Annotated in this window: 17 protein-coding genes and 1 pseudogene; 13 read left to right on the top strand and 5 right to left on the bottom strand. The window is 68.7% G+C overall.

The features are described from left to right. From sufD to BN11_RS08065, 7 genes are all read left to right on the top strand, one after another. A partial coding sequence (gene sufD, locus BN11_RS23560) for a Fe-S cluster assembly protein SufD (RefSeq protein ID WP_162213189.1) occupies positions 1-838 on the top strand: 838 nt, incomplete at its 5' end. Continuing rightward, a complete protein-coding gene (locus BN11_RS08090; protein WP_268807085.1) occupies positions 835-1,236 on the top strand; it encodes a non-heme iron oxygenase ferredoxin subunit in 402 nt (133 codons plus the stop codon). The genes sufD and BN11_RS08090, both read left to right, overlap by 4 nt. Positions 1,237-1,241: 5 nt before the next feature. After that, on the top strand, positions 1,242-2,000 hold the full coding sequence (gene sufC, locus BN11_RS08085) for a Fe-S cluster assembly ATPase SufC (protein WP_048696451.1): 759 nt from the start codon (positions 1,242-1,244) through the stop codon (positions 1,998-2,000). Between the two features lie 7 nt (positions 2,001-2,007). Next, positions 2,008-3,309 (top strand): cysteine desulfurase, encoded by a 1,302-nt coding sequence (locus tag BN11_RS08080; RefSeq protein WP_048696448.1) that lies wholly within the window; start codon positions 2,008-2,010, stop codon positions 3,307-3,309. A 1-nt stretch (position 3,310) separates the two neighbouring features. After that, on the top strand, positions 3,311-3,760 hold the full coding sequence (gene sufU, locus BN11_RS08075; protein WP_048696446.1) for a Fe-S cluster assembly sulfur transfer protein SufU: 450 nt from the start codon (positions 3,311-3,313) through the stop codon (positions 3,758-3,760). Next, positions 3,753-4,082, top strand: coding sequence for a metal-sulfur cluster assembly factor (locus BN11_RS08070; protein WP_048696445.1), 330 nt, complete (start codon positions 3,753-3,755; stop codon positions 4,080-4,082). Before sufU ends, BN11_RS08070 begins: the two co-directional genes overlap by 8 nt. Continuing rightward, positions 4,066-4,710 carry an acVLRF1 family peptidyl-tRNA hydrolase gene (locus BN11_RS08065; protein ID WP_048701057.1) on the top strand — a complete coding sequence of 215 codons (645 nt, stop codon included), beginning with the start codon at positions 4,066-4,068 and terminating at the stop codon, positions 4,708-4,710. The genes BN11_RS08070 and BN11_RS08065 overlap by 17 nt, the downstream gene beginning before the upstream one ends. 85 nt (positions 4,711-4,795) lie before the next feature. On the opposite strand, the gene ypfJ is transcribed toward BN11_RS08065, so the two are convergent. Next, positions 4,796-5,707: a KPN_02809 family neutral zinc metallopeptidase gene (ypfJ, locus tag BN11_RS08060; RefSeq protein WP_048696443.1), complete on the bottom strand. Its 912-nt coding sequence runs from the start codon at positions 5,705-5,707 to the stop codon at positions 4,796-4,798. Positions 5,708-5,891: 184 nt separating this feature from the next. Between ypfJ and BN11_RS08055 the strand changes: the two genes are divergently transcribed. The 3 genes from BN11_RS08055 to BN11_RS08045 are packed head-to-tail and all read left to right on the top strand — an operon-like array spanning position 5,892 to position 8,198. Further along, positions 5,892-7,490, top strand: a complete 1,599-nt coding sequence (locus BN11_RS08055) for an ABC-F family ATP-binding cassette domain-containing protein (protein ID WP_048696442.1) — start codon at positions 5,892-5,894, stop codon at positions 7,488-7,490. 31 nt (positions 7,491-7,521) lie between these two features. After that, positions 7,522-7,758: a type II toxin-antitoxin system Phd/YefM family antitoxin gene (locus tag BN11_RS08050; RefSeq protein WP_235435412.1), complete on the top strand. Its 237-nt coding sequence runs from the start codon at positions 7,522-7,524 to the stop codon at positions 7,756-7,758. Continuing rightward, positions 7,755-8,198, top strand: a complete 444-nt coding sequence (locus BN11_RS08045; protein ID WP_048696441.1) for a PIN domain-containing protein — start codon at positions 7,755-7,757, stop codon at positions 8,196-8,198. Before BN11_RS08050 ends, BN11_RS08045 begins: the two co-directional genes overlap by 4 nt. Here the strand turns inward: BN11_RS08045 and ligD are convergent. From ligD to BN11_RS26070, 4 genes and pseudogenes are all read right to left on the bottom strand, one after another. After that, positions 8,195-9,466, bottom strand: a complete 1,272-nt coding sequence (gene ligD / locus BN11_RS08040) for a non-homologous end-joining DNA ligase (RefSeq protein ID WP_456152337.1) — start codon at positions 9,464-9,466, stop codon at positions 8,195-8,197. The genes BN11_RS08045 and ligD overlap by 4 nt on opposite strands. A gap of 154 nt (positions 9,467-9,620) precedes the next feature. Beyond that, on the bottom strand, positions 9,621-9,761 hold the full coding sequence (locus BN11_RS24660; protein WP_201329246.1) for a hypothetical protein: 141 nt from the start codon (positions 9,759-9,761) through the stop codon (positions 9,621-9,623). A gap of 21 nt (positions 9,762-9,782) precedes the next feature. After that, positions 9,783-10,178, bottom strand: a complete 396-nt coding sequence (locus BN11_RS21780) for a 3-hydroxyacyl-CoA dehydrogenase family protein (protein WP_201329245.1) — start codon at positions 10,176-10,178, stop codon at positions 9,783-9,785. Positions 10,179-10,237: 59 nt separating this feature from the next. After that, a pseudogene (locus tag BN11_RS26070) lies at positions 10,238-10,393 on the bottom strand (hypothetical protein); the annotation flags it as partial. Between the two features lie 142 nt (positions 10,394-10,535). On the opposite strand from BN11_RS26070, the gene BN11_RS08030 reads away from it, so the two are divergent. From BN11_RS08030 to BN11_RS21775, 3 genes are all read left to right on the top strand, one after another. After that, positions 10,536-12,206, top strand: a complete 1,671-nt coding sequence (locus tag BN11_RS08030; protein ID WP_048696440.1) for a nitrite/sulfite reductase — start codon at positions 10,536-10,538, stop codon at positions 12,204-12,206. Then, a complete protein-coding gene (locus tag BN11_RS08025; protein WP_053084037.1) occupies positions 12,203-12,925 on the top strand; it encodes a phosphoadenylyl-sulfate reductase in 723 nt (240 codons plus the stop codon). The genes BN11_RS08030 and BN11_RS08025 overlap by 4 nt, the downstream gene beginning before the upstream one ends. Beyond that, positions 12,907-13,024 (top strand): NAD(P)-dependent oxidoreductase (locus tag BN11_RS21775; RefSeq protein ID WP_201329368.1); only part of this gene is annotated, 118 nt, incomplete at its 3' end. The genes BN11_RS08025 and BN11_RS21775, both read left to right, overlap by 19 nt.

Genomic DNA, 13,024 nt, shown 5'->3' with positions numbered 1-13,024 from the left:
GGCGGTGCTCGACATCCCCGGCGATGCCGTGCTGACCGAGCCGGTGCGAATCACGTTGTCCGGCAACGACGGCCAGCTCGTCCACGGCCACCTCCTGATGCGCGCCGGCCGCTTCAGCAAGGCCACGGTGGTGCTCACGCACGCGGGCCACGCGGCATACAGCGAAGTGCTCACGGTGCTCGCCGGTGACGGCGCCGACCTGACCGTCGTCACCCTGCAGGAGTGGGACGACCGCAGCCAGCACCTCGCCGAGCACGACGTCGTCGTCGGCCGTGACGCCACGGTCAAGCACATCGCCGTCACCCTCGGCGGCGGCATCGTGCGCCTGAACACCAACGCGACGTATGCCGGTCCGGGCGGCACCTTCGAGGGCTACGGGGTCTACTTCGCCGACGCCGGCCAGCACCAGGAGCACCGGCTGTTCGTCGACCACGAGGCGCCGCACTGTCGCTCCAATGTCGAGTACAAGGGCGCGCTGCAGGGCGAGGACGCCCACACCGTCTGGGTCGGGGACGTCCTCATCCGCGCCGCCGCCGAGGGCACCGACACCTACGAACTCAACCGCAACCTGCTGCTGACCGACGGAGCCCGCGCGGACTCCGTGCCCAACCTCGAGATCGAGACCGGCGAGATCGCCGGCGCCGGACACGCCTCTGCGACAGGCCGTTTCGACGACCAGCAGCTCTTCTACCTGATGGCCCGTGGCATCCCCGAGGCGGAAGCCCGGCGCCTCGTCGTGCGCGGCTTCTTTGCGACCGTCGTCTCGAAGATCGGCGTGCCCGAGGTCATCGGCCACCTGATGACGGCCATCGACCAGGAGTTGGAGGGCGCCCAGTGACTCCCGACCACGCGACCACTGACCACGCCGCCGCCGACCCCGTGACCACCCAGGCCGAGCTGGTCCCCGTCGCCGTCTGCCGCCTCGACGAGCTCCCCGACGTGGGTGCCGCCAAGGCCGACATCTATGGGCAGCCGGTGGCCATCGTCCACACCGAGGACGGCGACGTGTATGCGATCGACGACATCTGCAGTCACGCCAATGTCTCTCTGAGCGAAGGCGAACTCGAGGGGTGCCAGCTCGAATGCTGGCTCCACGGCTCCCGATTCGACGTGCGCACCGGCGCGCCCAGCGGCCTGCCGGCGACCGAGCCCGTTGCCACCTTCCCCGTGACCATCGAGGACGGCGAAGTCTTCGTCTCCGTCCCCGCGTCCCTGATTCCCGACAGCGAGAAGTGAAAACCATGTCCACCCTTGAGATCCGCGACCTGCACGTCTCCATCACGGCCGACGACGTCGAGAAGGAGATCCTGCGGGGGGTCACGTTGACCATCAACTCCGGCGAGACCCACGCGATCATGGGCCCCAACGGCTCTGGCAAGTCGACGCTCGCCTATTCCATTGCGGGGCACCCCAAATACACGGTCACGTCCGGCTCCGTCACCCTCGACGGCGAGGATGTGCTCGCGATGAGCGTCGACGAGCGCGCCCGCGCCGGCCTCTTTCTCGCCATGCAGTACCCCGTCGAGGTCCCCGGCGTGACGGTCAGCAACTTCCTGCGCACCGCCAAGACCGCGATCGACGGCGAGGCCCCCAAGCTGCGCACCTGGGTCAAGGACGTCAAAGAGGCCATGGGCAACCTGCGCATGGATCCCGCCTTCGCCGAGCGTGGTGTCAACGAGGGCTTCTCCGGTGGCGAGAAGAAGCGCCACGAGGTGCTGCAACTCGAACTGCTCAAGCCCCGCTTCGCCATCCTGGACGAGACCGACTCCGGTCTCGACGTCGACGCCCTGCGCGTGGTGTCCGAGGGCGTCAACCGCGCCCAAGAGACCAATGACATGGGGGTGCTGCTCATCACCCACTACACGCGGATCCTGCGCTATATCAAGCCGCAGTTCGTCCACGTCTTCGTCGACGGCGTCATCGCCGAGCAGGGCGGCCCCGAACTCGCCGACCGCCTCGAGGACGAGGGCTACGACCGCTTCGCCACCGCCGGAGTCTGACCCGGCCATGACCGTCCACGCACCGGCACCGATCGCGTTCGGCGATCAGGAACGCGCGCGCATCCGCGCCGACTTCCCGATCCTGGGCCGCACGGTGCGCCACGGGCACCCGCTCATCTATCTCGACTCGGGTGCCACCTCCCAAAAGCCGTATGCCGTCATCGACGCCGAGCGCGATTGGTACGAGCGGCTCAATGCTGCCCCGCACCGCGGCGCGCACGCGCTGTCCGAGGAGGGCACCGAGGCGTATGAGGCGGCCCGCGCCACGGTCGCCCGCTTCATCGGAGCCCGGCCGAGTGAGATCGTCTTCACCAAGAACGCCACCGAGTCGATCAACCTGGCGGCCTACGCCTTCTCCAACTCGGCAGCCGGCGGCGGCGGCCGAGATGATCGCTTCCGGCTCGGCCCCGGCGACGAGATCGTCGTCACCGAAATGGAACACCACGCCAACCTCATTCCGTGGCAGGAGCTTTCGAAGCGCACCGGGGCGACGCTGAAGTGGTTCTCGGTCGACGACGACGGCCGGCTCGATCTGTCGGCCATCGACGACGTCATCACCGAGCGCACCAAGGTCGTGGCCTTCGTCCACGCCTCCAATGTCCTCGGCACCATCAACCCCGTCGAGGTGATCGTCGCGCGTGCCCGGGAGGTCGGCGCGATCGTCGTCCTGGACGCGTGCCAGTCGGTGCCGCACCTGCCCGTCGACGTCACCGACCTCGGGGTCGACCTGCTGGCCTTCTCCGGCCACAAGATGCTCGGCCCCATGGGCGTCGGTGTCCTGTGGGGCAAGCCCGAGATCCTTGAGCAGATGCCCGTCTTCCTCACCGGCGGGTCGATGATCGAGACCGTCAGCATGGACGGCGCCACCTATGCGCCCGTGCCGCAGAAGTTCGAGGCCGGCGTCCCCAACGCCGCCCAAGCCGTCGGGCTCGCCGCGGCCTGCGACTACCTCTCCAACCTCGGCATGGACAAGGTGAGCGCCCACGAGCACGCCCTGACCGGCATCCTGCTCGACGGCCTGCGCGAGCGCCCCTGGACCCGCCTGATCGGCCCGGACAGCCTCGAAAACCGCGGGGGAGCAGTGAGTTTCGTCGTCGACGGCGTCCACGCCCATGACGTCGGGCAGATTCTCGACGACCACGGTGTTGCAGTGAGAGTGGGACATCACTGCGCTTGGCCGTTGCACCGTCGCTTCCGCGCGGCGGCGACGACGCGTGCCAGCCTGGCGCCCTACAACACCCCCGAGGAGATCGGCGCCTTCTTCGCCGCCCTCGACACGGTGCCCGGCGTCTTCGGGATCGAGGTCTGAGGTGGACCTCTACCAAGAACTGATCATCGATCATTCGAAGCGACCCATCCGCATGGGCCTGCGCGAGCCGTTCGATGCCGAAGTGCACCACGTCAACCCGACGTGCGGCGACGAGATCACGCTGCGCGTCGATCGCGATGGCGAGACGCTCACCGACATCTCCTACGACAGCCTCGGCTGCTCGATCTCCGTCGCCTCGGCGTCGATGCTCGCCGAACTGCTCACGGGCGAGGATCTCGACACGGCGCGTCACACCTACGCGGCGATTCGGTCGATGTTGACGTCCAAGGGCGAAGATCCCGGCGACGAGGACGTCATCGGCGACGCGATCGCGCTCGCCGGCGTCGCCAAATATCCCGCGCGCGTCAAGTGCGCCCTGCTGTCGTGGATGGCCCTCGCCGAGGCGCTGGCCAAGACCGGAGTCAACCTTTCGGAGGAGTCACATGACTGAAAACGCCACTCTCCCAGCGAATGTGGCCGACCTGGAAGAAGCCATGCGCGATGTCGTCGACCCCGAACTCGGGATCAATGTCGTCGACCTCGGCCTCGTTTATGGCATCACCGTCGACCCGCAGAATCACGCGATCATCGACATGACGCTGACGTCCGCGGCGTGCCCGCTGACCGACGTCATCGAGGACCAGACGGCACAAGCACTTGACGGTTTGGTAACAACGCATCGCATCAACTGGGTCTGGATGCCACCATGGGGACCCGACAAGATCACCGACGACGGCCGGGAGCAACTACGTGCCCTTGGTTTCAACATCTAGCCCGAGTGGCGCCCAGGCGACCCCTCGCATCATCGAGGTCGCCCCGGAGCGCCTGTCCGCATGGCTCGCCGGCTTCGCCGAGCGCCACGGCGGCGAACCTCCGCGCGGCGTGCCGCACAGCGTCACCGCACCCGACGGGGTGGTTGCGCGCTTCGACTACTTCGATCACGACCCGTTCGGCGTGATCCTGGTGCGCCGGGGCGGGTATGCCGTGGGCCGCGTCCGCAACGGCAGGCTGCTGCTGCACAAGGTCGGGACGCGGTACGTGCAGGGCAAGACCGCTGCCGGCGGCTGGTCGCAGCAACGCTATGCGCGACGGCGCGAGAACCAGGCCGACGAGCTTGTCACGGCCGTGGCAGACCACGCGGCGCGCATCCTCGTCGACCTCGCCCATGTCGCGGAGGAAACCGGCGAGATCCCGGTGGGCGGGATCCCCGTGACACCCGGCCTCGTCGTCGGCGGTGACCGGCAACTCGTCGGCAACGTGCTGAGCGACAAGCGGCTTACCTCGTTGCGCGATCTGCCTCGGCGCAGCCTCTACGACATCGGCGATCCCAACCGGGCCGTGCTCGAGACCGCCGTCAAGCGGGCGACCGCCGTGCGGATCAGCCTGGGCGAGACCCCCTGACCGGCACTCACCCCGCTTCTCCACGACGAAGGGCCCCCCCACCGGAAACTTCCCGGTGGGGGCCTTCGACATTGTCAGGTGACCCTCAGCTGACGACCTGGCTGTTCGGGTCCTGGACGTTGAAGGTATTGCATTTGTTGATGTCGTTGCCCGACTTCATACCCTGGATGAACCAGCGCTGCCGGGCCTCGGCCGAGCCGTGGGTCCAGTTCTCGGGGGTGACCCGGCCCTGGGTCTTGGCCTGGATGTTGTCGTCGCCGACCGCCGAGGCAGCGGAGAGCGCGTCGCGGATGTCGGTCTCGGTCAACTCCTTCAGGAAGGTGTTGCCCTGGGCGTCCTTGGTCGTGGAGGCAGCCTGCGCCCACATCCCGCTGAAGCAGTCGGCCATCAACTCGATGCGCACCGCACCGGAGGTCGCACCCTGCGGATCCTGCTGGGCCTGGCCGAGCAGTCCGAGGACGTTCTGGATGTGGTGGCCGTACTCGTGTGCCACGACGTACTCCTGGGCCAGCTTGCCGCTGGAGGAGCCGAAGTTCTGCTCGAGGATGTTGAAGAAGCTGGCGTCGATGTAGATCGACTCGTCGAGGGGGCAATAGAACGGGCCGACCTGGTTGGAGGCGGTGCCGCACGCCGACTGGGTCGCGCCGTTGTAGATGATCGTCTTGGGCTCGCGGAACTGCTTGCCGTATTTCTGCAGCTCGGGCCCCCAATAGGCCTCGGCCGAGTTGACCGTGCCGACGATGAGGCACTCGACGTATTTGTTGGCGTCCGCGCCGGTCTTGCACTGCTGCCGGATGGCGCTGCCGTTGATGTCCTGGGCGTTGGTGCCCGGGTCCGCGGTGGTCGTGCCGCCACCCGTGGGGTCCCCGCCGAGCAGCATCGTCAAGATGGCGATGATCAGGCCGAAGATGCCGCCGCCGACGACCATGCCGCCGCGGCCCCCGCCGCCCGTGCCGACGGACGAGGTGTCCAGCTGGACGTTGTCGTTGAAACTCATGCAGGGACCTTTCCCGGCCGTGGAGTCGATTCGGCCCCGAAGTGGTAGGCATCTAGACTAACCGTGCGGGCCGTCCGCATGTTCCCCGGCGCCCCGCAAACACCACAGTCGTTATGCAGGCCTTCGCGTGCGCCCGCGCGCATGCGAGTTCTGGCCATCGTGATCTGAAACCAAGGAGTATGCCGTGATCGCCGCCAGCGACCTGGAGTTGCGCGTGGGCTCGCGGCTGCTCTTGGACGAGGCGACCTTCCGCATCAACCCCGGCGACCGCGTGGGACTCGTCGGCCGCAACGGTGCCGGCAAGACGACCCTGTCGAAGGTGCTCGCCGGGGAGGCCCTGCCCGCCGCCGGCCGGGCGACCACCTCCGGAACCGTCGGCTATCTGCCGCAGGACCCGCGGACCGGTGACCTCACGGTGACCGGGCGCGACCGCATACTGTCCGCTCGCGGCCTCGACCACATCGTTCGCGACCTGCGGAGGGCCGAGCACGCGATGGCGGCCGCGACCGACGAGGCGCGCGAGAAGGCGATGCGGCGGTATGCGCGCCTGGACGCCGAGTTCACCGCCGCCGGGGGGTATGCCGCGGAGTCCGAGGCCGCGTCCATCGCCGCCGCGCTGGGGCTGAGCGAGCAGCAGCTGGAGCAGCAGATCGCCACCCTCTCGGGTGGTCAGAGGCGCCGGATCGAGCTGTCGCGCATCCTCTTCTCGGGGGCGACGACCCTCCTGCTGGACGAGCCCACCAACCACCTCGATGCCGACTCCATCATCTGGCTGCGTGACTACCTGAAGGGATATCCCGGCGGGCTCGTGGTCATCTCCCACGATGTCGACCTGCTGGGTGTCGTCGTCAACCGGGTCTTCCACCTCGACGCGAACCGCGCGGTCATCGACATCTACAACGTCGGATGGAAGGCCTACCTCGAGCAGCGCGAGGCCGACGAGAAGCGGCGCAAGCGCGAATACGCCAACGCCCAGAAGAAGGCCTCCGCACTGCTGGAGCAGGCCGAGAAGATGCGGGCCAAGGCGACCAAGGCCACGGCGGCGCAGAACATGATCCGGCGCGCCGAGCGGATGCTCGCGGGCGTCGAGGGGGAGAGGGCGCACGATCGGGTGGCCAAGCTGCGCTTCCCCGAGCCCTCACCCTGCGGCAAGACGCCGCTGCGGGCGTCCGGCCTGTCGCGGTCATACGGCTCGACGGAGGTCTTCACCGATGTCGACCTGGCGATCGACCGCGGCTCGAAGGTCGTCGTGCTCGGCCTCAACGGGGCGGGTAAGACGACGCTGTTGCGCATCCTCGCCGGCATCGACGAGCCCGACACCGGGCAGGTCGAGCCGGGACACGGGCTCAAGATCGGCTACTACGCGCAGGAGCACGAGAATCTCGACCTGGCGCGCACCGTCCTGGAGAACATGAAGTCGGCCGCACCCGACCTGGGGGAGACCGACGTCCGCAAGGTGCTCGGCTCCTTCCTGTTCGTCGGCGACGACGTCGACAAGCCGGCGCGTGTGCTGTCCGGCGGCGAGAAGACCCGTCTGTCGCTGGCTCTGCTCGTTGTCTCGTCGGCGAACGTCCTGCTGCTGGACGAGCCCACCAACAACCTCGACCCCGCCTCCCGCGAGGAGATCCTCGGAGCCCTGTCGACCTACAAGGGCGCGGTCGTGCTGGTCACCCACGACGAAGGTGCCGTCCAAGCGCTCGAACCCGAGCGCATCCTGCTGCTTCCCGACGGCGTCGAAGACCTCTACGGACCCGACTACCTCGACCTCATCGCGCTCGCCTGAAACCACGTCTCACCGGTGATACATTCGCTGGGTGAACACGGTGAGCATTCGTGAGCTGCGCAACAGCGGGGGAGAGGTCATTGCCCGCGTTGCCGGCGGGGAGACCTTGCTCGTCACCCGAGACGGTGAGCCGGTCGCCCGTGTCACTCCGCTGCCGCGTCGCCCCGCGTCGGCGGAGGTCTTGCAGGAGCGCCGCCGCTGCTTGCCGAGGGTCGATGCTGATACATTGCAGGCCGATATCGACGACGTGCTGGATCCGGCGCTGTGAGTGATCACCCGCGGGGCATCATCGACACCTCTGTCGTTCTCAGTCTCGCCGACCTGCCGACACAGGCACTTCCGGCGAAACCCGTCATCACGGCGATCACTCTTGCGGAATTGAGCGTCGGACCCCTCGTCGCCAGGACCGCGGCAGAGCGGGCCGCTCGCCAGGCGCATCTGCAGCAGGCCGAGGCGGACTTCGAGCCGCTGCCCTTCGACGCCGCCTCTGCGCGGGCCTTCGGCCGGGTCGCCGCGTCACTACGCGAGGCTGGGCGAAAGCCTGCGGCCCGGGCATACGCCGCCCTGATCGCCGCGACGGCCCTGGCGAACGACCTGCCGGTCTATACCGCCAACCCGCGTGATTTCGCAGGCATCGATGGGCTCACCGTGCGCGACGTGCACGGCATATCGGGCGATGCCAGCCCTGTGCCAGGGCATCGCGCCTAGCTTTCCGGCTCCCCCAGGCCTGGGCCGGCTGACGCTTCCGAGCGGTCGGCCCACTCGAGCAGGGTTTCCAGCCCGTATGCCGTGTCGTCGATCTTCTCGTGCGGGTCGCCTATCTCGGCGAACCGGCCCGGCACGGTGGCCAGGGTCAGGTCGCGGGGGTCGACGTCGGCGAGTTCGTCCCACTCGATGGGCGACGAGACGGTGCCGGAGGGCAGGCCCCGCAGGCTGTATGCCGCGGCGAGGGTGTGGTCGCGCGCGTTCTGGTTGTAGTCGATGAAGACGTGCTTCGGGTCGCGGTCCTTGCGCCACCAAGTCACGGTCGCCTGATCCGGCATGCGCGCGGCGACCTCGGAGGCGAACCCCCACGCCGCCCGCCGGACGTCGGCGAACTCCCACTCCGCACGGATCCGCACATAGACGTGTAACCCCGATCCGCCCGAGGTCTTCGGATAGCCGGTGATCCCCAACTCGTCCAGCACCTCGTGGGCGACGGCGGCTACCTCCCGCACCGCGTCGAAACCGGCCTCGGGCATCGGGTCGAGGTCGATGCGCCATTCGTCGGGGCGGTTCACATCGGCGGCGCGCACATTCCACGGGTGGAACTCGACCGTGGACATCTGGCACGCCCAGATGACATCTGCCAGGTGCGCCGGGGCGAGTTCGTCGGCGTGCAGGTTGTAGCGCGGGAAGTCCAGCCGCACCGTCGGCACCCAGTCGGGAGCGCCGGAGGGCAGACGCTTCTGATAGACCTTCTGCCCGTCGAGCCCGTCGGGGAAGCGGTGCAGCATCGTCGGCCGGTCGCGAAGAGCGCGCAGTATGCCGGGGCCCACCGCGAGGTAGTAGCGCGCGACGTCTTCCTTGGTCCACCCGTGCTCCGGGAAGTAGACGCGGTTCGGGCTGGAGAGCCGCACTGAGCGCCCGTCGACGTCGAGCATGATCGGCTCGCCGGCGGGCTCCTTCTTGGCCGTCGAACGCTTCGCCGGCGCTGCGGCGCCGTCCCACTTCTCCGACCCCCTCCGACCCCAACCCGCCTCTTGCGCAGCCTGTTTCCACGCACGTGGCCCCTTGCTCGCATCGGCGAACGGCGTGCCCGCCTCGTCCAGCGCTGCCGCCAACACCATGATCGCCTTGGGCCCGACGCCCTTGACGGAGGCGACCTCGACCATCGTCGCGCCCGCCAGGTCGGCAAGTCCTCCCCAGCCGCGCGCCTCGAGGGCTCGTCGCGCGGACGCGCTGAGACTCTCGGGCCAGTGCTTGTCCTCGCTCACCCGCCCATGGTGGCCCACGACCGGGGACAGAATCCTCGAGTGAGCGCGACACGCCCAGGTTCGTGCCGGATCGTGGGCGTGTCGCGCTCACTCGACGTGGCCCGGGCTCGCGGCGGGTCCGGCTAATCCAGGGCCGGCTAGTCCAGAGGTCCGGCTAGTCCACGTCGGCGCGGTCCTTCAGGTGCAGCAGCTCCACGAGGGCGGCGTCGCGGCGCCGGAGCAGGTCGGTCTCGTCCCGATCGGCCAGTTCGGCGTCGACGCCGGCGACGATCTTGGCGATCAGCTCGTCGGACAACTGCGGGTGGCCGAGGTCGTCTCACCACTGCACCATGGGCGGGCCGAGATGTTCGAGGATGTGTCCGATGCCTTGCCCGCCACCCGAAAGGTGCTGCGTGGCGAAGGGCCCGGCCAGGGCCCAGCGCAGTCCGGGCCCGTTGGCGATAGCCAGGTCGAGGTCCGCAACGGACACCGCGCCGATGTCGACGAGGTGGTAGGCCTCGCGCCACAGGGCGGCCTGCAAACGGTTGACGATATGTCCCGTGTTCTTCGCCCCGTAGGCATAACCCCCCGCCACGAAGAGCACGACCGGCTCGATCTGGGCGAAACGGTCGATGACGGCTCGGGCGCCGAAATCGCTGGCGCAGCTCGCCCAGGTCGCGCCGATGCTTGCCGTGGCGAGGAAGGCGACGACGGCCTCGGGAGTGTTCGGCACATAGCCCACCGGTCACCGGCCTGCACCCCCTTCTCGCGCAGCCAGCCAGCAACGCGCGAAACCTCCTGGGCCAGTTGGCTATACGTCATACGCTGGGGCTCGCGGGACTGGGAGTAGGTGTGGATCGCGACCGCGTCCGGACGCCGGCCGGCCCACTGCAGCACGGTCTCGGCGTAGTTGAGCCGCCGGCCGGGGAACCACGTCGTGCCCGGCATGGTGAGGTCGGGGACGACCTCGCCACGCGGCCCGTCGGCCGGGACCTCGAAGTAGTCCCAGACCGCCGGGCGCAGAGTACGTAGGACTTTCAGCATAAGAACGCGTTATGTACGTCATAATTTGGTGTTGTAGATTTGCGGCGTGACAGACACGATCAAACGCCCGACCCGGACCACCGCGACCGGTGCCTGGGCCGACGGGGACCGCACCCCGCTGAATGGCAACGAGCGCTTCAAGCAGGAGGACGACGCGCTCAACGTGCGCCGGCGCATCATCGACGTCTATGCCAAAGAGGGCTTCGCCGCCATCCCCGGCGACGACCTGCGCGGCCGTATGCGGTGGATGGGCCTGTACACCCAGCGCAAAGAGGGCATCGACGGCGGCCAGACGGCGACGCTCGCCCCCGAGGAACTGGACGCCGAGTACTTCATGATGCGGGTGCGCAGCGACGGCGGGATCCTGTCCACCGAGCAGCTGCGCACGATCGGGCAGATCAGCACCGACTTCGCCCGGGACACCGCCGACATCTCCGACCGGCAGAACATCCAGATGCACTGGATCCGGATCGAGGATGTGCCGACGATCTGGGAGCGGCTCGAGGCTGTCGGACTCCATACGCTCGAGGCCTGCGGCGACGCCCCCCGCGTGCTCCTCGGCTCTCCCGTTGCGGGCATCGACGCCGAGGAGATCGTCGACGGCACCCCCGCGATCGAGGAGATCCGGCGCCGCTTCATCGGCAGCCCCGAGTTCTCGAACCTGCCGCGCAAGTTCAAGACTGCGATCTCCGGCTCGCCCAAGCTCGACGTCGTCCACGAGATCAACGACGTCTCCTTCGTCGGCGTCGTCCACCCCGACCTGGGGCCGGGCTTCGATGTCTGGGTGGGCGGCGGGCTGTCCACCAACCCGATCTTCGCCCGGCGACTCGGCGCGTTCGTCACTCTCGAGCAGGTGCCCGATGTCTGGGCCGGCGTCATCGGTATCTTCCGCGACTACGGCTACCGGCGACTGCGCAACCGGGCCCGGCTGAAGTTCCTCATGGCCGACCTGGGTCCGGTGCGCTTCCGCGAGATCCTCGAGACCGAATACCTCGGGCACGCCCTGCCCGACGGCCCGGAGCCCGTACTGCCCGAGGGTGTCCGCCGCGACCACGTCGGTGTCCATGCCCAGCGTGACGGCAAGGTGTGGGTCGGTGCCGCTCCGATCGCCGGCCGGGTGAGCGGGACGGTGTTGCGTGGGGTGGCGGACCTGGCCGAGCGCCATGGGTCGCACCGCGTGCGCCTGACCCCGCATCAAAAACTGCTCGTCCTCGACATCGACCCCGCGGACGCGGACGCCGTCGCAGCTGCCCTGCTGGCCTACGACCTCGATGCCCGCCCGTCGGAGTTTCGCCGGAATGTGTTGGCCTGCACCGGGATCGAGTATTGCAAGCTGGCGCTGACCGAGACCAAGGAGCGCGCGCGGACGGTCGTCGTTCAGCTCGAGCGCCGCCGCCCCGACTTCGACGTCCCCCTCGGGATCCACGTCAACGGCTGCCCCAACGCGTGCGCCCGGACCCAGGTCGGAGACATCGGCCTGAAGGGCATGGTGCATCGCACCGACGACGGGGATCTGGAAGAGGTCTTCCAGGTCCACCTCGGCGGCGGGCTGGGCGCCACCCCGTCGGTGGCCCGCAAGACCCGGGCGCTCAAGGTCGCTGCCGACGATCTGCCCGACTACATCGAACGCGTCACCGGCCACTATCTGGAGCAGCGCGCGACGGGGGAGTCCTTCGCCGCCTGGGCGCACCGCGCGGAGGAGGACGACCTGCGATGAGCGCTATCCCCGCCGAGAGCCTGACGGCCGAGATCGAAGCCTTCCTCGTCCGCGAGTCGGGTGCGACGACCTACGAGGAGAAGGTGCAGCTCGGTCACGACGTGCTGGCCTGGGCACACGAGACCTACGGCGCCGGCCTGACCATCGCCAGTTCGATGGGCGATGAGATCCTCCTCCACCTGGCAGGCACCACCGCGCCGGGCTTCGATGTCTTCTTCCTCGACACCGGCTATCACTTCGCCGAGACACTGGGCACCCGCGATGCCTATCAGGTCATGCTCCCCCTGCAGATCCGCACGGTCCTGCCGCGCGAAACCGTTGCGAGCCAAGACATTCGCTTCGGCCCGCGGCTGCACGCCCGCAACCCCGACCTGTGCTGCCGGATGCGCAAGGTCGCGCCGCTCAACGCCGCCCTGGAGGGGTATGCCGCCTGGGTCACCGGCGTGCGTCGCGCCGACGCCGCGACCCGCACCGACTCGCAGCTGATCGAGTGGGACGCCAAGCGCTCGATGATCAAGATCAACCCAGTGGTCGGGTGGTCGCACGACGAGGCCGAGCGGTATGCCGCGGAGCACGGCGTCTTCATGAACCCGTTGCGGGAGCTGGGCTTTGCGTCCATCGGGTGCGAGCCCTGCACCCGCCCGGTCGGCACCGGCGAGGACCCGCGCGCCGGGCGCTGGGCCAACTCCGACAAGGTCGAATGCGGGCTGCACATATGAGCACCCCCGCCTACCCGATCACCCTTGACGTGCGCGGCCGCCGCGTGCTCGTCGTCGGCGCCGGCCCGGTGGCCGAGCGCCGCGTCCGGGCCTTGCTCG

Source organism: Nostocoides australiense Ben110 (genome assembly GCF_001050535.1).
In the GTDB taxonomy this organism is placed as follows: domain Bacteria; phylum Actinomycetota; class Actinomycetes; order Actinomycetales; family Dermatophilaceae; genus Nostocoides_A; species Nostocoides_A australiense.
The sequence above is the reverse complement of the archived record's forward strand: the minus strand, read 5'-3'. Positions and strand labels throughout refer to the sequence as shown.

Excerpts from the sequence above, each read along its gene's own strand:
- sufC (WP_048696451.1), top strand. The coding sequence starts at position 1,242 with ATGTCCACCCTTGAGATCCGCGACCTGCACGTCTCCATCACGGCCGAC.
- BN11_RS08080 (WP_048696448.1), top strand. The coding sequence starts at position 2,008 with ATGACCGTCCACGCACCGGCACCGATCGCGTTCGGCGATCAGGAACGC.
- BN11_RS08070 (WP_048696445.1), top strand. The coding sequence starts at position 3,753 with ATGACTGAAAACGCCACTCTCCCAGCGAATGTGGCCGACCTGGAAGAA.
- ypfJ (WP_048696443.1), bottom strand. The coding sequence starts at position 5,707 with ATGAGTTTCAACGACAACGTCCAGCTGGACACCTCGTCCGTCGGCACG.
- BN11_RS08025 (WP_053084037.1), top strand. The coding sequence starts at position 12,203 with ATGAGCGCTATCCCCGCCGAGAGCCTGACGGCCGAGATCGAAGCCTTC.